Source organism: Streptomyces inhibens, from assembly GCF_022221585.1.
GTDB classification, from domain to species: Bacteria; Actinomycetota; Actinomycetes; order Streptomycetales; family Streptomycetaceae; genus Streptomyces; species Streptomyces inhibens.
In genome coordinates, this window is sequence record NZ_CP084681.1 from 4,031,446 (window position 1) to 4,050,136 (window position 18,691).

The 18,691-nt window shown below is 73.5% G+C and carries 15 protein-coding genes; 5 read left to right on the top strand and 10 right to left on the bottom strand.

Annotated elements, in window-relative coordinates; translation table 11 throughout:
• Window positions 1-3: 3 nt before the first annotated feature.
• From KI385_RS18355 to KI385_RS18370, 4 genes are all read right to left on the bottom strand, one after another.
• Window positions 4-1,140 carry an SIS domain-containing protein gene (locus KI385_RS18355; protein WP_238573257.1) on the bottom strand — a complete coding sequence of 379 codons (1,137 nt, stop codon included), beginning with the start codon at window positions 1,138-1,140 and terminating at the stop codon, window positions 4-6.
• A gap of 76 nt (window positions 1,141-1,216) precedes the next feature.
• Window positions 1,217-1,399, bottom strand: a complete 183-nt coding sequence (locus KI385_RS18360) for a Trm112 family protein (protein ID WP_238573258.1) — start codon at window positions 1,397-1,399, stop codon at window positions 1,217-1,219.
• A 151-nt stretch (window positions 1,400-1,550) separates the two neighbouring features.
• A complete protein-coding gene (locus KI385_RS18365) occupies window positions 1,551-2,909 on the bottom strand; it encodes a phosphomannomutase/phosphoglucomutase (protein ID WP_238573259.1) in 1,359 nt (452 codons plus the stop codon).
• A gap of 157 nt (window positions 2,910-3,066) precedes the next feature.
• Window positions 3,067-3,513, bottom strand: a complete 447-nt coding sequence (locus KI385_RS18370; protein ID WP_238573260.1) for a DUF3499 domain-containing protein — start codon at window positions 3,511-3,513, stop codon at window positions 3,067-3,069.
• Between the two features lie 269 nt (window positions 3,514-3,782).
• Here KI385_RS18370 and KI385_RS18375 point away from each other — a divergent pair, with 269 nt between their 5' ends.
• A complete protein-coding gene (locus KI385_RS18375; RefSeq protein WP_238573261.1) occupies window positions 3,783-4,241 on the top strand; it encodes a metallopeptidase family protein in 459 nt (152 codons plus the stop codon).
• Window positions 4,242-4,288: 47 nt separating this feature from the next.
• Here the strand turns inward: KI385_RS18375 and KI385_RS18380 are convergent, their stop codons facing one another.
• From KI385_RS18380 to KI385_RS18390, 3 genes are all read right to left on the bottom strand, one after another.
• A complete protein-coding gene (locus KI385_RS18380) occupies window positions 4,289-5,881 on the bottom strand; it encodes a DUF5719 family protein (RefSeq protein ID WP_238573262.1) in 1,593 nt (530 codons plus the stop codon).
• A complete protein-coding gene (locus tag KI385_RS18385) occupies window positions 5,878-9,675 on the bottom strand; it encodes a glycosyltransferase (RefSeq protein ID WP_238573263.1) in 3,798 nt (1,265 codons plus the stop codon). Before KI385_RS18385 ends, KI385_RS18380 begins: the two co-directional genes overlap by 4 nt.
• A gap of 327 nt (window positions 9,676-10,002) precedes the next feature.
• Entirely contained in the window at window positions 10,003-10,266 is a 264-nt protein-coding gene (locus KI385_RS18390; RefSeq protein WP_003983763.1) for a WhiB family transcriptional regulator, read from the bottom strand.
• Between the two features lie 730 nt (window positions 10,267-10,996).
• On the opposite strand from KI385_RS18390, the gene KI385_RS18395 reads away from it, so the two are divergent.
• From KI385_RS18395 to KI385_RS18405, 3 genes are read left to right on the top strand one after another with little or no spacing between them, the layout of a single operon-like run.
• On the top strand, window positions 10,997-11,566 hold the full coding sequence (locus KI385_RS18395) for a cysteine dioxygenase (protein ID WP_238573264.1): 570 nt from the start codon (window positions 10,997-10,999) through the stop codon (window positions 11,564-11,566).
• A gap of 37 nt (window positions 11,567-11,603) precedes the next feature.
• Window positions 11,604-12,560, top strand: a complete 957-nt coding sequence (gene cofD, locus KI385_RS18400; RefSeq protein WP_238573265.1) for a 2-phospho-L-lactate transferase — start codon at window positions 11,604-11,606, stop codon at window positions 12,558-12,560.
• Entirely contained in the window at window positions 12,557-13,891 is a 1,335-nt protein-coding gene (locus tag KI385_RS18405; RefSeq protein WP_238573266.1) for a coenzyme F420-0:L-glutamate ligase, read from the top strand. The genes cofD and KI385_RS18405 overlap by 4 nt, the downstream gene beginning before the upstream one ends.
• 18 nt (window positions 13,892-13,909) lie before the next feature.
• Here the strand turns inward: KI385_RS18405 and KI385_RS18410 are convergent, their stop codons facing one another.
• The 3 genes from KI385_RS18410 to KI385_RS18420 form a co-directional block, all read right to left on the bottom strand.
• Window positions 13,910-14,815, bottom strand: a complete 906-nt coding sequence (locus tag KI385_RS18410) for a DNA-3-methyladenine glycosylase family protein (RefSeq protein WP_238573267.1) — start codon at window positions 14,813-14,815, stop codon at window positions 13,910-13,912.
• Window positions 14,816-15,020: 205 nt separating this feature from the next.
• Entirely contained in the window at window positions 15,021-16,103 is a 1,083-nt protein-coding gene (gene manB, locus KI385_RS18415; protein WP_238573268.1) for a mannose-1-phosphate guanylyltransferase, read from the bottom strand.
• Window positions 16,104-16,312: 209 nt separating this feature from the next.
• Window positions 16,313-17,650 carry a peptidoglycan recognition protein family protein gene (locus KI385_RS18420; protein ID WP_238573269.1) on the bottom strand — a complete coding sequence of 446 codons (1,338 nt, stop codon included), beginning with the start codon at window positions 17,648-17,650 and terminating at the stop codon, window positions 16,313-16,315.
• Window positions 17,651-17,779: 129 nt separating this feature from the next.
• Here KI385_RS18420 and KI385_RS18425 point away from each other — a divergent pair, with 129 nt between their 5' ends.
• Entirely contained in the window at window positions 17,780-18,541 is a 762-nt protein-coding gene (locus tag KI385_RS18425; protein ID WP_238573270.1) for a TIGR03089 family protein, read from the top strand.
• Window positions 18,542-18,691: the final 150 nt, after the last annotated feature.

Here is an 18,691-nt window from a genome sequence, read left to right on the forward strand (position 1 = left end):
AGATCACTCGGTCCCGGCGAGCGCCAGGTAAACGGCGCCGAAATCTGCGATGGCGAGAAGTTCAGCGGCCTTCTCCAGATCGCTTCCGGCGTCCGCCTCCAGCTCGCTGACGGCGGTGTCGCGCTCCTCGGCCAGCACATGGGCGGCCCGGGTGGCGGACAGCGCGCCCGGCTCCTCCTCGCGCAGCAGCACGACCCGGGCGTGCATCGCCGCGGGCTGGTCGACCCGGTCGCGGAAGAAGTCGTCCGGGTCGGCGCCGGCGGCCAGCGCACCGGCCAGCAGCGTGCGGTGGGTGGTGAGCGCTTCGGGCAGCTCGGCGACGAGCGCGGGGCGGCCGGCGAGCCCGGCCAGCTCGGTCGCGAAGTGCCGGCCGACGGCGCCGGCGATGGCGCCTTCCGTCCAGATGAGCGGGAGGGCGTCGGCGAGGTCGGCGGCCAGCGTCTTGCCAGGGTTGGTGTACGTCGGGATGGCCGGGCCGCAGCGTTCGGCGAGCTGGTCGAGGCGGTCGGCGAGCTTGTTCAGGGCGTCCGGCGGGGCGCTCAGCAGGCCGATCCGGTCGCCGAGCATGAGCAGCGGGATGAGCACCGACCAGAGGGTGCCGGGGGCGGCCGGCGGGGCGCCCTCGACGTCGAATTCGGCGTCGTACGGCGTGGTCGCCAGCGGGACGGGGAGGCCGCGGGCCTGGATGACGGCGTCGGCGAGCGGGCCGCCGGCCGGGGTGACGGCGACGACGGAGCAACCGCGGCGGTAGGCCTGTTCGACCAGTTCGGCGAGGCCGGGGTCGTCGGCGTCGGGTCCGGCCAGCAGCAGCAGGTCCAGGGGGCCGGTCCAGCCGGGCAGCGTCCAGCGCAGCGCGCCGGGCAGCGGCGCGACGCCGGTGGGCTGGATGAGGCTGACCGGGCAGCTGCCGCCGCTGAGGGCGCCCAGGAGGTCGGCGACGCCGGCCGCGGCCGGGCCGGGCCCCGCGACGAGGACGGCGCGCGGCCGCCCGTCGGGGGTCAGATCGGGGATGCCGGATTCGGTGGCGCTGCGGACGGCGGTCCGGACCCGGGCGCCGGATTCTGCGACGCCGCGCAGCAGACCGAAACGGTCCGCGCCGGCCAGTGCGTCAGGGGTGTCGAGGAGTGACTCGTCGAGCATGGTGGGCGCGGCCTCCGATCGCCGGCACGGGCGGGGGAACACCGGGCGGTGCCGGGGCGGGCCCGGCGGCGCCCGGTCAGGCGGGGCGGCTGGCTTCGTCGACGAGGAGTACGGGGATGCCGTCCCGGACGGGGTAGGCGAGGCCGCAGTCGCCCGAGGTGCAGATCAGCTCCGCGGGGTCCGAGGCGGTCCGGTCCTCCAGTGGGGCGTGGCACGCCGGGCAGGCGAGGATCTGGATCAAGCTTGCTTCGACCGGCATGGACGCTGCTCCTTCGGGGTGGTTGCGGCTGTGCCAGCGTACCGCCGCATGACACGCCCCGGCCTGCTCGGAGGGGATTTGCGGTGGTGGGGGCGGGGGCGGCGGATACCGCCCCGGCCCCCGGAGCCGGCCTCCGGTCCTGCGACCGGTGTCAGCCGAGGATGATCGCCAAGGCCTCGTCGCGGACGCGGTCGACGCCGGCCGCGTCCCGGGCCTCGACGTTCAGCCGGAGCAGCGGCTCGGTGTTCGAGGGGCGCACGTTGAACCACCAGTCGTCGGCGGTGACGGTCAGGCCGTCCAGCTCGTCGAGGGTGATGCCCGGACGGCCCTCGTAGGCGGCCTTGATCGCGGCGAGGCGGCCGGCCTGGTCGTCGACGGTGCTGTTGATCTCGCCGGAGGCGGCGTACCGGTCGTACTGCGCGACCAGCTGCGACAGCGTGCCCTCCTGGCCGCCGAGGGCCGCCAGGACGTGCATCGCGGCGAGCATGCCGGTGTCGGCGTTCCAGAAGTCGCGGAAGTAGTAGTGCGCGGAGTGCTCACCGCCGAAGATCGCGCCGGTCCTGGCCATCTCGTCCTTGATGAACGAGTGGCCGACGCGGGTGCGGACGGGGGTGCCGCCGTTCTCCCTGACGACCTCGGGCACCGACCAGGAGGTGATGCAGTTGTGGATGATCGTCCCGCCGGGGTGCTTGGCCAGCTCGCGGGCGGCGACCAGGGCGGTGATCGCGGACGGGGAGACCGGGTCGCCGTTCTCGTCGACGGCGAAGCAGCGGTCCGCGTCGCCGTCGAAGGCGAGTCCGATGTCGGCGCCCACCTCGCGCATCCGCGCCTGGAGGTCCACGAGGTTCTTCGGGTCCAGCGGATTGGCCTCGTGGTTGGGGAACGAACCGTCCAACTCGAAGTACATCGCGTCCAGTTCGAGCGGCAGCCCCTCGAAGACGGTCGGTACGGTGTGCCCGCCCATGCCGTTGCCGGCGTCCACCACGACCTTCAGCGGACGGATACCGCTCAGGTCCACCAGGCTGCGCAAGTAGGCGGCGTAGTCGCCCAGTACGTCGCGTTCGGTGATGCCGCCCGGCTTGGCGACCGGTTCCGGGGCGCCCTCGTCGGACCACCGCTCGACCAGCGTGCGGATATCGGTGAGTCCGCTGTCCTGGCCGACCGGCGTCGCGCCCGCCCGGCACATCTTGATGCCGTTGTACTGGGCCGGGTTGTGCGAGGCGGTGAACATCGCGCCGGGCAGGCCGAGCGAGCCGCTCGCGTAGTACAGCTCGTCGGTCGAGCAGAGGCCGATCTTGGTGACGTCCGCGCCGCGGGCCGCCGCGCCGCGCGCGAAGGCGCCCGACAGGCCGGGCGAGGAGGGCCTCATGTCGTGCCCGATCACGATCGCGTCGGCGCTGGTGACCTCGACGAAGGCCATGCCGAACAGCTCCGCCAGCGGTTCGTCCCACTGGGCGGGGACGACACCGCGGACGTCGTACGCCTTCACGATCTGCGACAGATCAGTCACAAGCCAGCCCTCCTGGGGTATTTGCGGAGTTCCAACCTACCGGGCGGGCCTGTGCGCGGGCCGCGTAGCCCGTACGTGGCCGAGTGCGGTGTCACGAGGGGGTGTTGTGCGCGGCGCGGGGCTGCCGGGGATGCGGCGAGGGGCCGGAATCGGCCGCTCAGGAATCGGGCGAGCGCAGTACCCGGAGGTGGCCGCGGCGGCCTCCTCCCATGGGTCGGGAGTCGCGGTCGCCGGGGGCGGGCGATCCGGCGGCACCGGCGGCGCGTTCCTGGGGACGGGCCGCCTCACGGACGGCGTTGGCCAGGGCTTCGAGGTCGTCGCCGCTGGGGCGGGCCGGGCCCGAGTCGAGGGCGAGGCGGACGACTTCCCAACCGCGGGGGGCGGTCAGCCGCTCGGAGTGCTCGGCGCACAGGTCGTAGCAGTGCGGTTCGGCGTAGGTGGCGAGCGGTCCGAGCACGGCGGTCGAATCCGCATAGACGTACGTCAGCGTTGCGACGGCGGGGCGGCCGCACGCAGTGCGCGAACAGCGACGTACAGGGCTCACGACGTTGGACGGTACCGCACTCTTGAGCGGGCCGCGACGACTCTCCCCCGGCTCACCCAACCGTGTCGTCCCGCTTCGTCCGATGCGTCTGACCTGCACCCGCTCGACCTGACCTGGGCCGGGTGCGCCGGGACGGACGGCACGCGGCGATGAATCTTGTCACCACTCGGTACATTTCCTGACATTCCGCGGGCGATCCGCGATCTGATGCAGGGAGGGAAACGAAACCGACGCGGTCCGGTCCGGTCAGTCGGCGACAGCCGGCTTCTTGTTGCGGATCGTCGCGCTCTCCCGTGCGCGAGGGCCCGTGACGGCTACGCTCGATGCTGATGGACAGCCCCGTACCTCCCCGACCGACGGAGCCGCGGCTCCGCCGCCGCGACCGCCACGGCCGTGGCATGCGCGGGCCGATCGCGCCACCCCAGGTGCCGCTGTCGGTGACCCGCGCCGACGCCTTTGTGGATCTTGTGTATGACTCCCGGGACCGTCTGGAGCGGCGCTGGCAGCAGCTCTCCCAGGTCGACTTCCTGATCCTCGAAGTGCCCGGTTTCGGCCCGGACGACGGTCCGGACGCGGTCGTCGACGAGGAGACCGTTCCGCTGGGGCGGGTGCTGCCGGCCGCCGGCGGACATCGCGACCGGATCGTGATCTACCGCAGGCCGGTGGAGATCCGTACGAAGACCCGTGACGAGCGGGCGCTGCTGGTCCACGAGGTGGTGGTCGAGCAGGTCGCCGAACTCCTGGGGCTGGCGCCGGAATCGGTGGACCCGCGCTACGGCCAGGAGTGAGGCCGGGAGCGCGGGTCCGGTGACGCAGACGGAGCGGAGCCCGTCGGCTAGTCCGTCAGCACCGACAGGTCCTGGCCCGCGGTCGGGACGACGACCGAGCCCCGGTCGTCGGGCAGCGGCTGGACGGTGAAGGCGGGCACGCCGCCCTGTGGCCGGGCCAGCATCCGGGCCGCGTAGACGGGGCCGCTGCCGGACTCCGGCTCCACGGTCAGCGCGTAGCCGCCCTTGAGGCCCTGCGGGCGGGGCGGCGCGATGTCGAGGCTGGTGCCGCCCTTGACCGTGTACGTCTTGCTGACCGGGGTGCCGCCGCCGCTGCCGGCCGACGCGGTGACCGTCACCTTCGCGTCCTTGCCCTTCTCGGACGCGACCAGCGACAGGGTGCTGCCCTGGTCGCGGTTGTCGGCGGCGGTGGCGCGCTTCTCGACCGGCCGGGTCGCGGGGATGAACGCCATCTCCTGCTTGTCGCCCTTGCCCCGGGTGACCCGCAGCGCGGCGGCGACCGGGGCCTTGGAGCCGCCCTCGGAGGGCGTGAGGACCAGCGAACCGGCCTCGCCCTTGGTGATGTCCTTGAGGTCCACCGCCGTGGTCATCCCGCTCTTGAGATGCAGGCTCTCCAGGCCGGCCGGGGTGATCAGCCCGGTGGGGGTGGCGAGCTGCACCTTCAGGTCGGCGTCGGACTCACCGGGCGCGATCGCGACCAGCCGGACGGAGGTGGCGTCCTTGGGAATGCCGGGCAGCACCACGCTCGGGGCCGGGTCGGCGGCGGCCGGCAGCCAGTCGCTGCCGAGCTTGGTGTCGCTCGCCTGGACGGCGGCGCCGACGCGGCCCTCGCGGGCGACGACGTGCAGGGCGGCGTTGGTGGTCGGGCCGGTGGTCAGGGTGGAGAGCAGTACGGGGACGGTGGTGTGCGGCGGTACGGCGATGTCCTCGCCGGCCGAACCGGTCAACGAACCGTCCTTGCCGTGCAGTTCGAGGTCGACGACGGCCGGGGTCGAGTCCGGGTTGGTGAGGTGGACGTAGTCCTGGCGGTCGGTGGCGGTGCTGACGCCGGGGAACCAGAACGTGGTGTCGGGGGTGGTGCAGCTCAGGCCGAGGAGCCCGCGGCCGGAACCGGCGGCGACCGAGGTGGTCTGCTGGACGGTCCAGCCGGGGGCCAGGGTGCCGTCCGCCGTGCCCACGAGGGCGGGGGCGTCGGAGCGGTCGGTGGTGACGGTGACCGGCTTTCCGGCCTCCTGGAGGGGCACGACGGGCTTGGTGTCGCGGGGCGCGACGGTCTGCCCGGTGGCGTCCGCGCCGCTGTCCTGGGCCTTGCCGCCCTTGCCGCCCTGCTTCTTGCCGCTCTTGCCGTCGTCGCCGCTGCCGACGTCCCGGACGGTTCCGGCGGGCAGCAGCTTGGCGGTGCCCTTCTTGGCGTCCGCACCGGCGGCGGCGCCCTTGGGCGCGAAGGCGGTGTAGGTGGTCTCGCCGACCTCGGAGGAGGTGGGGGCCGGGCAGAGCAGCGCGGAGCGCTGGACGGGCAGCCGGGTGCCGCTGCCGGGCGCCTCCTTGGCACCGCCGTCCGGGGCCGCCACGGCGGCGACGCCGGAGACGGCGGCCAGCGCGACGGCCACGCCGATCAGGGACATCATGGTGCGCTTCACTGCTGGTCGCTCCCGTCACGGCGCGGCTCGGGGTAGGAGCCGGAGTACCCCGGGTACTCAGTGCCGTCGTCGTAGGGCTGCTGGGGCTGCTGCCGGCCGTCGGGGTACTGCTGCTGCCCGTAGCCGTACGGGTCGTAGGCGCCCGCCTGGTAGGGGTCGGCGGCGTACGGGTCGGGGGCCTGGTGCGGGTCCGCCTGCGGGTACTGCGCCCCGTACTGCCCGGCCTGGTACGGGTCGGCGGGCTGGTAGGGCTGCTGCTCGGCGGCGTGCCCCGGCTGACCGGGCTGACCGGGCTGACCGGGCTGGAGCGGCACGCCCTGCTGGGCGGCCTGCCACTCCTCGTACGACTGCTGCTGCGGCACCGCCACGTACGGATCCTGGACGGGGACCTCGCCGGCCGACGGGTCGGCGGCCGGATCGAGCGGCTGCTGCTCCCCACGCGCCGCGGGGATGTCGGCTCCGGCCGTCTCGGGGGCGCCGGCGGCCTCGGCCTGGGCGCGCAGACGGCGGGCCCGGCGGCCGTCGCCGGCGGCCGCGGTGGCCTGGGCGGCGACGGCGTCCTCGGGCAGGTCGTCGTCGATCTCGCGACGGCGGCCCGGCAGCGCCAGCACCACCAGGACGACGGCGAGCAGGCCCTGGGCCCACAGCCAGAGGGTGTGGCCGAGCGGGTTCTCGTGGGTGAGGTCGAGCGTGCCGCCGCCCGCGGGGAGCGCGAAGCCCTGCGCCCAGCCGTCGACGGTGACGGGCTTGAGCGGGGTGCCGTTGAGCGTGGCCCGCCACCCCTCGTCGGCGGCGTCCGCGAGGCGCAGCACCCGGCTGTCGGCGCCGGTGGGCACCTTGGTGTGTGCCTCGACGGGGCCGGACGGTACGGCGATGGGCGCGGCGGCCTCGTCGGCGCTGGTGCCGTCCTTGGCCTCGCCCGCCACGATCGAGACCCGCGAGACCCGGCGGTCGACCCGCCACAGGGCGCTGCCGTCGTCCTGGCTGAGCCGGGTCAGGCCCGGGGTCGCGTCCAGTACGCGGCCCATCTCGCGCGGCGCGCCGTCCCTGACCAGCACATAGCGGACCGCGTAGCCGCCGAGCTGGTTGGTCTGGTCGGCGCCGGATCCGGCCACGAGGTTGGCGACGATGCCGCCGAGCCGCTTGTCCTCGCCCGCTTCGGCGGCCAGATCGGCGTCACCGAGCCGGGCGCCGGAGCCGCGGACGAGGGAGTAGTCGACATGGCCGGGCCTGCCGTCGAGGACCAGGGTGCGGGCGCGGTCGACGCTGCCGGACTCCTCGGCGACGAACGCCGGGACCTGCTCCGGGTTGCGCCGCTCCAGCGGTCCGTCCGCGCCGGTGATCATCCAGCTGGCCGCGGCGTAGAGCGGGGCGAGCACGGACGCCAGCGCGATCAACACGGCGACCGGCTGCTTCCAGCCGAAGCCGAGGCTGGCCATACGGGTGCGGATGCCCTCGGCGCCGACCGCGGCGGCACACAGCAGCGCCAGGCCGTAGACGAGCATCGCGGGGCCGGTCCAGCCGGAGCCGTTGCCGAGCGCCGCGAACAGCAGCCCGGTCAGCGCCACCACCCAGGCGGTACGGATCGCGAGCTGCCGCGCGTCGCGCAGCGTCGCGGCCAGCGCGGCCAGGACGATGCCGAAGAGCAGCACCCCGCCGGCTGCCTTGGGGCCGCCGGGGCTGAGGCCGATGAGGTCCACCACGGAGGCGGAGCCGGCGCCGTAGTCGAGTCCGGCTTCCTGGAAGAAGCGGGCGGGATGGGTCAGCAGGGACAGCGACCAGGGGGCGAGCACGACGAGCGGGGCGACGACCACGACCAGGAAGCGCAGCAGATACGCGAACAGCTGGTCGCGGCTCCCATCCAGGAAACGCAGCACCAGCAGGCCGATGCCGAGCAGCGCCGCGATCGGCCAGACGACCGGGGTGAAGGCCATGGTGAAGGTGATCAGCAGCGCATACGCCCAGGTGGCGCGCCAGCTGGGCCGGGTGCCCGCCGGCAGCCGCAGTCCGCTCGCGGCGATCGCGGCGCGCGCCATCAGGGGCAGCAGGATGGCGAGCACCGCGGTGCCCAGCCGGCCGCCCGCCAGCGCGCCGGCGGCCGCGGGCAGGAAGGCGTACGCGATGCTCCCCCAGGCCCGCAGCAGCCGGGAGGCGACCAGCGGGCGGGAGGCGAAGTAGGCGGTGAGGCCGGCCAGCGGGACGGAGCAGACCAGCAGCAGGGTGACGGCGAATCCGGTGCTGCCGACGAAGACGCTCGACACCAGGGCGAGGATCGCCAGGTAGGGGGGTGCGGAGGCGCTGCCGCCGACGCCGACCGGATGCCAGCTGTCGAGATACGCCGACCACAGGTCGGACAGGCTGCCGGGCGCGGGCAGCATCGCGCCGCCGGTCAGCGCGCCGGACCCGAGCAGCTCGCGGCAGGCGATCAGCGAGACCACCAGCAGGACGAGGAAGAGCAACGGTGCGGGCTTGCGGGCGATCCGCTTGAGCCGGGCGAACTGCTCGATCTCCAGGAAGTCGGCGTCGTCGCCGCCGGGCCCGGACTCGACGGCGCCGTGCCGGCCGGCCGAGGCCACGTCGGGCGCGGCACGTCCGGCGAGGTTGCCGGCGACCTGTTCGGCGGTGGCCCGTACGGTCGCGCCGGGCGGCGGGAAGAGTGGCCGGAGTTCGCTCGCGTCGACCGCGGGCCGGCCTCTCTTCTTGCGAGCCGCGAGGATCTTGCCGGGCCGCAGCAGGGTGCCGAAGAGTCCGGCGAGTTCGTCGAGCGCCTGGCCGGGGACCTTGCCGACGAGGTAGGCGATGACCCGCAGGAAGGTGCCGATCAGCAGTCGCAGCAGGACGTACGGGAGCACCCGGCCGCGGGTGTTGGTGAGCAGGGTGTAGACGGCGCCGGCCTTGTCGACGCGGTGCGGGTTGGCCACCGAGCGGCCGACGCAGTCGATGGGGCGGCGCTCGCGGGCGGCGGCCTCGGCGTGCCGCAGGATGGCGTCCGGTGCGACGAGCACCTGGTGGCCGGCGGCCTGGGCGCGCCAGCACAGGTCGACGTCGTCGCGCATCAGCGGCAGCCGGCGGTCGAAGCCGCCCAACTGCTCGTAGACGTCACGGCGGATGAGCATGCCGGCGGTGGAGACGGACAGGACGGGGCGCACCTGGTCGTGTTGCCCCTGGTCCTGTTCGCGGCGGTCCAGGCCGGTCCAACGGCGGCCGCTGCGCGCGATGCTGACGCCGGCTTCGAGCAGCTGACGGCGGTCGTACCAGCTGCGCAGCTTGGGGCCGACGATGACCGTGGACGGGCTGGCGTCGGCGACCCGCAGCAGCTCGGCGAGCGCGTCCGGCTCGGGTGCGCAGTCGTCGTGCAGCAGCCACAGCCACTGGACCGGTTCGCCGTGCGGCAGCTCCGGCATCTCGTAGGCCTCGTCGCGCCAGGTGCGGCTGACCGGGTCCCAGCCGCTGGGCCGTCGCAGATACGGCAGGTCGTCGGGGGTGAGTTCGGGGGCCGTGCGGACGGCTTCGTCGACGGCGGTGCCGAATCCGGAGCGGCGGGCGAGATGCAGCACCCGCTGGTCCCCGATCGCCTCGGCGAGCAGCTGGGCGGAGGTGTCCGCGCTGCCGGTGTCGGCGCCGATGACGTTCTGCACCGGGCGCTCCTGGCCGAGCAGGCCGGCGAGCGCATCGGGCAGCCAGCGGGCACCGTCATGGGAAACGATCACGGCGGTGACGACATGCCGCGGGAACTCTGGGGTGGCGGCTTCATTTGAGGCGGCCTGGGCCGCCGACTGGCTGTGCACGGACATCGAGGTACGGGCCCTCCGGACCCGGGAGTTCGAAGGCCCTCGGCGGAGTCGCTCAGGGCCCCCGCCCCCGGAAGACACTGCGACGGACTACGAGGCGACGCGCGCGCCCGGCGGGGCGGCGGCGCATCTCGGACGGGGCCCCACACTAATGGTTCGCGCCGGTGCCCCGACGTGGCCCGTACGAAGCAGTACACAGCAGTCCGCCTCCGGCGGCCGGGGCGTCGGAGGCGGAGAGTTCGCTATAGGGGGATATGGGGAGTTGGGGTGGTACGGCGGCGTGGTCCGGGAGACCGCGCGCCGTCGGCCCTGAGGGCTGTCCTGTCATCGTCAGACGGCAGCCTTCTTCAGCCGACGCCGCTCGCGCTCGGACAGGCCGCCCCAAATGCCGAAGCGCTCGTCGTTGGCGAGGGCGTATTCAAGGCACTCGGACCGTACTTCGCAGGCGAGACAGACCTTCTTGGCCTCGCGGGTGGAGCCACCCTTCTCCGGGAAGAAGGACTCGGGGTCGGTCTGGGCGCACAGTGCGCGCTCCTGCCAGCCGAGCTCCTCATCCGCCTCCTCGACCAGCAATTCCTGGAACAGCTCGGTCATGTGCGCCCCTCGTCTGTCTTTACGTCCCCGTGATCAAGCCGTGATCGATTTCGGCTGAACGACACGAGTGAAATTACAAGTGTGGTGATCCGGGCCAGTCAAGCCGAGATCTGCTATTGAGCCTCTTATTCACTCGGCGGAACCAAGCGGATGCGGAAAGTGTTCAAATCAGTAAAAACCAGGACACTTCCGCGGGCGTGCCACCCGGCACGTCCTCTTCGCTTACTCAGACGCGATCGAGCGGCATTCACGTTGCACCCCCGCACTCCGAAGCGGGGAAGATCACAGACGGATCACGGGGCCGCAACGGTGTTTGGAGGGGCGGTTGCCGGTCGATGTCTCCGTACCAACGACTGCACAAACCTTTCTGCGGACGGAGTAACCGGATGAGGTGAAAGATTTACGGCAAACCAGGCATCCGGTTGACATTGCGCCGTGGACCCGGTCTCCTTGACCCCATGCCAGCGACTCCCGCGCCCCGACTGACCCGTGCCTACGGGTCGCTCTGTGCTGCGCAGGCTCGCTGTCGCTGTTCCAGCTGTCGAAGCCACTGAGCTCCAGCCTCTTCGCTCGCACCACCCCGCAGCGCCCCTGCTCCGCGCCCCCCACGCCGCGCCCCCCACAGGGAAAGCCGGCGCCGTGCCGCATCCTCCCCCAGCTAACGCTGGGGGTACCCCCACGCGGTACCCCCAGCGTCACCCCAGCACTTCGCCGAGGAACCCGAAACCCGATGAACAGCGACGTTCAGATCGCCGGCGACCCGCTCGCCATCCCCCACCTGCTGCCGCCCGTTCCCGCGCACCCGGCCACCGTCGCCGGCTTCGCCGGGCTGGCCCGCTCGATCGCCGCCGACCGCGCCGCATGGGCCCCGCTCGTCCGCTACGACGCCACCACCCGCTGGTACCACCGGCTGCGCACCGTTCCCCAAGCTCTCGGCTCCGCTCGAGCAGGGGAGGCCCCAATCGGCTACGAGGTGTGGCTGCTGAGCTGGGTGCCCGGCCAGGGCAGCGGCCGGCACGACCACGGGCCGTCCTCCGGTGTGCTGACCGTCCTGGAGGGCGAGTTGACCGAGCGCGCCGAGGCCGGCCACCGTACGCTCACGGCCGGCGCCCAGCGGGTGTTCGCCCCCGGCTACGTCCACGAGGTCGTCAATGACGCCCTGGTGCCGGCCGTCAGCCTGCATGTCTACTTCCCGGGCCTGACCGAGATGCCGATGCTCCCCGAGAACCGGCTGCGTTCGGCCGGCGGGACCCCCACCGCCCACTGCACACCCTCGGCCCGCGAGACCGCCGCCTCCTGACGCAACGAGGCCCCCGCCCGGCTGACAGACTGTCGCCATGCGAATCGTGGTTCTGGCCGGCGGTATCGGCGGCGCCCGCTTTCTGCGGGGACTGAAGGCAGCGGCTCCGGACGCGGACATCACCGTCATCGGCAACACCGGCGACGACATCCATCTGTTCGGGCTCAAGGTGTGTCCCGACCTCGACACCGTGATGTACACGCTCGGCGGCGGCATCAACGAGGAGCAGGGCTGGGGCCGCGCAGACGAAACCTTCCGGGTGAAGGAGGAGTTGGCCGCCTACGGCGTCGGCCCCGAGTGGTTCGGCCTCGGCGACCGGGACTTCGCCACGCACATCGTGCGGACCCAGATGCTGAGCGCCGGATATCCGCTGAGCGCCGTCACCGAGGCGCTGTGCGCACGCTGGAAGCCCGGCGTACGGCTGCTGCCGATGTCCGACGACCGGGTCGAGACCCATGTCGCCGTCGACGAGGACGGCGAGCGCAAGGCCATCCATTTCCAGGAGTACTGGGTGCGGATGCGCGCCTCGGTGCCCGCGCACGCCGTGGTGCCGGTCGGCGCCGAGCAGGCCAAGCCGGCGCCGGGCGTGCTGGAGGCGATCGCCGGGGCGGATGTGGTGCTGTTCCCGCCGTCCAACCCGGTGGTGAGCATCGGCACGATCCTGGCGGTGCCGGGCATCCGTGAGGCCATCGCGGACGCCGGGGTGCCGGTGATCGGTCTGTCGCCGATCGTCGGGGACGCCCCGGTGCGCGGTATGGCCGACAAGGTGCTGGCGGCGGTGGGTGTGGAGTCGACCGCCGCGGCCGTGGCCCGCCACTACGGTTCCGGGCTGCTGGACGGCTGGCTGGTCGACTCCGTCGACGCGGGCGTGGTGGCCGAGGTCGAGGCGGCCGGTATCCGCTGCCGGGCCGTGCCGCTGATGATGACGGACCTGGACGCCACGGCCGCGATGGTGCGTGAGGCACTGGCGCTGGCCGAGGAGGTCCGGGCATGACCGGCGGCGCCGGCGAGGTGCCCGGCTACCGGGTGTGGGCGCTGCCGGGGATCCCCGAGGTGCGGCCCGGCGACGACCTGGTCAAGCTGATCGCCGCGGCGGCGACCGCCGACGGACTGCCCCAACTCATCGACGGCGATGTGCTGTTGGTGACCTCGAAGATCGTCAGCAAGGCCGAGGGCCGGGTGGTCGAGGCCACCGACCGCGAGGCGGCGATCGACCAGGAGACGGTGCGGGTGGTGGCGCGCCGCGGCACGCTGCGGATCGTGCAGAACCGGCAGGGCCTGGTGATGGCGGCGGCCGGTGTCGATGCCTCCAACACCCCTTCCGGGACGGTGCTGTTGCTGCCGGAGGACCCGGATGCCTCGGCCCGCGCCCTGCGAGCCGGGATCCGCGAGGCACTCGGCGTCGAGGTCGGCGTCGTCATCAGCGACACCTTCGGGCGGCCGTGGCGCACCGGCCTCACCGATGTCGCCATCGGGGCGGCCGGGGTGCGGGTGCTGGACGATCTGCGCGGCGGCACGGACGCGTACGGCAATCCGCTCAGCGCGACGGTGGTGGCCACCGCGGACGAACTGGCCGCGGCGGGCGACCTGGTGAAGGGCAAGGCCGCCGGGCTGCCGGTCGCGGTGGTGCGCGGGCTCCCGCATGTCGTCGAGGAGACGGGCGACGGCGAGGGGGCGCGGGCGATGGTGCGCGAATCCGAGCACGACATGTTCCGGCTGGGCACATCGGAGGCCGTACGGGAGGCGGTGACGGCGCGGCGTACGGTCCGCGCGTTCACCGATGATCCGGTCGATCCGGGGGCGGTGCGGCGCGCCGTGGCGGCGGCGATCACCGCACCTGCGCCGCACCACACCACACCGTGGCGGTTCGTCCTCCTGGAGTCGGCGGAGTCGCGGCTGCGGTTGCTGGATGCGATGCGGGACGCCTGGATCGCGGATCTGCGCGGTGACGGCAAGTCGGCGGAGTCCATCGCCAAGCGGGTACGGCGCGGTGATCTGCTGCGCGCCGCGCCGTACGTGGCGGTGCCGTGCATGGTGATGGACGGTTCGCACACGTATCCGGACGCACGGCGCGGCGCGGCCGAGCGGGAGATGTTCGTGGTCGCGAACGGCGCGGCCATCCAGAACTTCCTGGTCACGCTGGCGGGCGAGGGCCTCGGCTCCGCCTGGGTCTCGTCGACGATGTTCTGCCGGGACGTGGTCCGGGACGTGCTCGGGCTTCCCGAGGACTGGGAACCGATGGGGGCGGTGGCCATCGGGCGTCCCGCGGAAGCACCGAGGACCCGGGCGGCGCGGAACGCCGACGACTTCGTCGTGCTGCGCTGACCCGCGCCGTCGGCGCGGTCACAGACGGGCGATGTCCCCCACCGGGAACCGCGGCGCCCGCCGCGGCGGTGTGATGCCGGAGAGCAGGATCAGCCGGGCCGCCCGGTGCCGCTGGCCCTCGTAGGGCGCGAGGAGTTCGAGCATCTGCTCGTCGGTGGTGCCGCGGCGGCCGGTGAGGGCATAGCCGATGATCTTCGGCAGATGGAGATCGCCGACCGTGATCGCGTCCGGTGCGCCGAGGGTGCGCTGCAGCGTCTCGGCGGCCGTCCACGGGCCGATGCCGGGGAGGGCCGTCAGCCGCCGGGTGGCGTCCGCGAGATCCATCCGCGCGGCCTCCTCCATCCGGCGGGCCACCTGCACCGCGCGCAGGATCGCGGAGGAGCGCTTGGCGTCGACGCCCGCGCGGTGCCACTCCCAGGAGGGGATCAGCGCCCAGCCGCGCGGCTCGGGCATCACCCGCATCCGCTCCCAGGGGCCGGGCGCGGGCTCGCCGTGCCGCTGCAGGAGGAGCCGCCAGGCGCGGTAGGCCTCGTCGCTGGTGACCTTCTGCTCCAGGATCGAGGGGATCAGCGACTCCAGGACCAGGCCGGTCCTGGCGAGCCGGACGCCGGGGTGGCGGCGGCGCGCCTCATGGACGATGCGGTGCCGGGCGGTCAGTTCCGTCGGGTCGTCGGACTCCCCCAGCAGGTCGGGAAGGCGGTCCAGCAGCCAGTCGGCGCCCGGCCCCCAGGCCTCGGCCTCGACGCTGCCGGCGGCCGGGCGGGCCGCGACGCGCAGCGTGCCGGGGCCCTCGGGCGTACGGCAGGACCGCCACAGCTCGCCGCCGCGCACCGCGAACGCGGGGTCGCCCGGGCCGCGCTGCAGCACACACAGCGTGCGGTGCAGGTCGTACGGGCCGGGCGGGACCCAGGTGCGGGCGGGCATGCGGCCAGGTTAGGCGATGGGGGTGACAACGGGCCTGGGCCCGGCCGGGGCCTAGGGGGGTGGGGCCTAGGGGGTGGGCGAACACATCCCGTAGGGGGTGCGAGCGCCCCCTACGGGGCCACAACGCGGGGGGCCGGGGCGGTATTCCGTGTTCCGTGGTGCACCACGCGAAGTGGTGCACCACGGGAAGACGGGAAGGCGCTGCCTACTGGTCGGAGGAGAAGCGCACCGACCCGGCCGGGATGTCGGCGTCGCACCAGATGCGGATGCCGCCGCGCAGCTCGTTGTCGGCGCCGATCCGTGCGCCGTCGCCGATGACGGCGCCGTCCAGGACCGTACGGGCCCCGATGCGCGCCCCGGCGCCGATCAGCGAGTCATGGATCTGGGCGCCCGGCTCGATGACCGCGCCTTCGAGAACGGCGCTGCCGTCGATCCGGGCGCCGGCGCCGATGACGGTGCGCGGGCCGACGACGGTGCCGCCGGTGAGCTTGGCGTCCGTGGCGACGTCGGCGGTCTCCAGGACCAGGCGGTCGCCGCAGCGGCCGGGCACCGCCGGGGAGGGGGCGCGGCCGAGGACCAGGTCGGCGGAGCCGCGGACGAAGGCCTGCGGGGTGCCGAGGTCGAGCCAGTAGGTGGAGTCGACCATGCCCTGGAGGTGGGCGCCGTCGGCGAGCAGTCCGGGGAAGGTCTCGCGCTCGACGGAGACCGGGCGGCCGGCCGGGATGGTGTCGATGACCGACCGGTTGAACACATAGGCGCCGGCGTTGATCTGGTCGGTGACGATCTCCTCGGGCGTCTGCGGCTTCTCCAGGAAGGCGGTGACCCGGCCGGTGTCGTCGGTGGGCACCAGACCGAAGGCGCGCGGGTCCTCGACCCGGGTGAGGTGCAGGGAGACATCGGCGCCGGAGGTGCGGTGGGTGTCGACGAGGGCCGCGATGTCCAGGCCGGTGAGGATGTCGCCGTTGAAGATCAGCACCGGGTCGCCGGGGGCGGAGTGCAGCCGTGAGGCGACATTGCGGATGGCGCCGCCGGTGCCCAGCGGCTCCCGCTCGGTGACGTACTCCAGATGCAGGCCGAGCGACGATCCATCGCCGAAGTACGGCTCGAAGACCTCGGCGAGGTAGGAGGTGGCGAGGACGATGTGCTCGACGCCTGCGGCCCGGGCGCGGGCCAGTTGATGGGTGAGGAACGGCACACCCGCCGCCGGGACCATGGGCTTGGGCGTATGCACCGTCAGCGGGCGCAGCCGCGTGCCCTTGCCGCCGACCAGGAGGATCGCTTCAGTCACCTTGTCTTCTCTGCTTCCTGCTGGGGTCGGCCGATCGGCGGACCAGTGTAGGCAGACGGTATTCCGGGAGCGCACACGTCGTGGTCGATAAGACGCGTCAGCGGCAGGAACGGTTCATTCTTCCCTGCAACTTGTGTCACAGCAGACCCGCGCAAACCCGCAGACCCGTACAAACCCGCACGGCACCGACGTGACCCGACGGAACCGGGTCAGCGGCCCTGCAGGCCGGCCGCCGCGAGCCGGGTGGCGGCGAGCTTGTTGTAGAGGTGGACGCCGGGGCAGTCGGTGGTGAAGCCGTCCCGGTGGCCGGAGATGACATGCAGTCGGACCTTGACGCCCTTGGGGAAACGGTTGCTGCCGCCGGACAGCACCGCGATGGTGGCGCGCGGATCGACGCCGTAGAGGCCGAGCTTCCAGGCCGTCAGACGGGCGACGGCGTCGACGGCGCGCTTGGGCGGCTCGATGTCGGTGAAGGTGCCGAGGACGGCGATGCCGGTGCTGTCGTTGTTGAAGCCGAGGGTGTGGGCGCCCATGACGGGCTTGGCGACACCGCCCGCGCGGCCTTCGTAGACCGTTCCGCATTTGTCGATGAGGAAGTTGTAGCCGATGTCGCGCCAGTGGTTGCTCTTGACGTGGAAGCGGTACATGGCGCGGATCAGCGAAGGAGCCTGTGCGCAGGTGTAGTTGTTGCCCGATCCGCTGTGGTGGACGAAGGCGGCGCGCACGGTGTGGGTGTAGGTGAAGGCCTTCTCGCGCAGTTGCTCGTCGGCGCCCCAGCCGGCCCGGGTGACGATCCGCGGGCGCGGCCCGACGGAGGTCTGTGCCGAGGGCGGCCCGTCCACGGCGGCGACATCGGCCTGGGAGGCGGCGTGGTCGAGGGCCGGGATCTCGGTGGCGCCGAGCGGTGCGAGCTTGGCGTTGGCGGCGGAGGCCGCGGCGGCCTCGGGGGTGAGCGGGGTCGGCGGACCGTCGCGCCGGCCGCGGTCGGTGCGGGGTTGTTCGCCGGGGTCGACGAGTTCCAGCCGGAGGCCGCCGGGGAGGGTGGCCGGTGCGCGGTGCCGGGTCTCGGGGGTGATGCGCAGTTGGACGGCGTCGGAGTCGCCGACCCACAGCGGCGCGGTGCTGCCGCGTACGTCGCTGTCGTGCCGCTCGGCGGCGCCGAGGTCGGGGGCGTCGTCGTTGTGGGTCTGTACGTCCTGCCAGCCGGACCAGGCGCCGCTGCCGGTGGCGCGGGTGCGGACCTGGACCCGGCCCCGTAGCTGGGCGTCGGCGTCGTCCCAGACGACTCCCAGAAGGGAGAACGGCCGTACGCTGCGGGCCGGCAGACCGAGCGCCTGGGCGGCGGGGGCCGTGGGGGTGTCGCGGTCGGTGGTGTGCGGGGCGGGTGCGCCGAGGGCCGCCACCGGCAGGGACTGGGTGCTGCCCGGCAGGTCACCGGCGCTCGGGGCGGCCGGACGACGGGCGCCGGCACCGGCGTCCGGCACGACGGGCAGGGCGAAGGCGGCGGTGCACGCCGCGCCGAGGCAGATCGCGAGGAAGGGGCGCATGGACAAAATCGTGAACATGGCGGGACACGATGCGCCAACGGTGATCTGACGGCGCATCGGCCGATCCGGTGGCCCGGGCCTGCCGTGCCCGCCCCGGCCCCGGCCGCCGCCGCGCGTACCCTGGCCGCGATGAACGCCACTGATCGCACCCCCGCCGACCTGCTGAGTTCCGCGCTCGCCGCGGACCCGGCCCGCCCGCTGGTGACCTTCTACGACGACGCCACCGGCGAGCGCGTGGAACTGTCCGTCGCGACCTTCGCCAATTGGGTGGCCAAGACCGCCAACTACCTTCAGGGCGATCTGGCCGCCGAGCCCGGCGACCGGCTCGCGCTGCTGCTGCCCGCGCACTGGCAGACCGCCGTGTGGCTGCTGGCCTGCTCGTCGGTGGGCGTGGTCGCGGACCTGGACGGCGATCCGTCCGCCGCCGATCTCGTCGTCGCCGGGCCGGACCGGCTCGACGCGGCGCGCGGCTGCTCCGGGGAGCGGGTGGCGCTGGCGCTGCGCCCGCTGGGCGGCCGCTTCCCGCAGCCTCCCGAGGGCTTTGCGGACTACGCGGTCGAGGTGCCGAGCCAGGGCGACCGCTTCGCGCCGTACGCGCCGGTGAACCCGGACGCGGTGGCGCTGGTCGTCGGCGGCGAGGAGCTGACCGGCACCGGGATCGGGGCCCGGGCGCTGGCCGACGCGGCCGCCGCCGGGATGCCCAAGGCGCCGCGGGTGCTGTCGGGACTGCCGTACGACACCTGGGAGGGCCTGTCGTTCGGGCTGTACGCGCCGCTGGCGACCGGCGGCTCCGTGGTGCTGTGCCGTCATCCGGACCGGCTGGACGCACCGGCCGCGGCCGCCCGCGAGACCAGCGAGAAGATCACGTTCCGGGCGCCGCCGGTCTCCTGAGCCGCGCTCCCCCGTCCGGCGGACCGGAGGCGTCCAGGGCGGGCCACTGCGCCCGTTCCGGTCCATGATCTTGAGTACGTACCACCATGCGCGGGGTTCGCCCGTCTCCTCCTTCCGGGCCCCGCGTGCGGGCGCGACGCCGACTCCGTG

Bases quoted from the DNA above. Each gene is read 5' to 3' on its own strand.
- KI385_RS18355 (WP_238573257.1), bottom strand. From the start codon at position 1,140: ATGCTCGACGAGTCACTCCTCGACACCCCTGACGCACTGGCCGGCGCG.
- KI385_RS18360 (WP_238573258.1), bottom strand. From the start codon at position 1,399: ATGCCGGTCGAAGCAAGCTTGATCCAGATCCTCGCCTGCCCGGCGTGC.
- KI385_RS18375 (WP_238573261.1), top strand. From the start codon at position 3,783: ATGGACAGCCCCGTACCTCCCCGACCGACGGAGCCGCGGCTCCGCCGC.
- KI385_RS18385 (WP_238573263.1), bottom strand. From the start codon at position 9,675: ATGTCCGTGCACAGCCAGTCGGCGGCCCAGGCCGCCTCAAATGAAGCC.
- KI385_RS18390 (WP_003983763.1), bottom strand. From the start codon at position 10,266: ATGACCGAGCTGTTCCAGGAATTGCTGGTCGAGGAGGCGGATGAGGAG.
- KI385_RS18395 (WP_238573264.1), top strand. From the start codon at position 10,997: ATGAACAGCGACGTTCAGATCGCCGGCGACCCGCTCGCCATCCCCCAC.
- cofD (WP_238573265.1), top strand. From the start codon at position 11,604: ATGCGAATCGTGGTTCTGGCCGGCGGTATCGGCGGCGCCCGCTTTCTG.
- KI385_RS18405 (WP_238573266.1), top strand. From the start codon at position 12,557: ATGACCGGCGGCGCCGGCGAGGTGCCCGGCTACCGGGTGTGGGCGCTG.
- KI385_RS18410 (WP_238573267.1), bottom strand. From the start codon at position 14,815: ATGCCCGCCCGCACCTGGGTCCCGCCCGGCCCGTACGACCTGCACCGC.
- KI385_RS18420 (WP_238573269.1), bottom strand. From the start codon at position 17,650: ATGCGCCCCTTCCTCGCGATCTGCCTCGGCGCGGCGTGCACCGCCGCC.
- KI385_RS18425 (WP_238573270.1), top strand. From the start codon at position 17,780: ATGAACGCCACTGATCGCACCCCCGCCGACCTGCTGAGTTCCGCGCTC.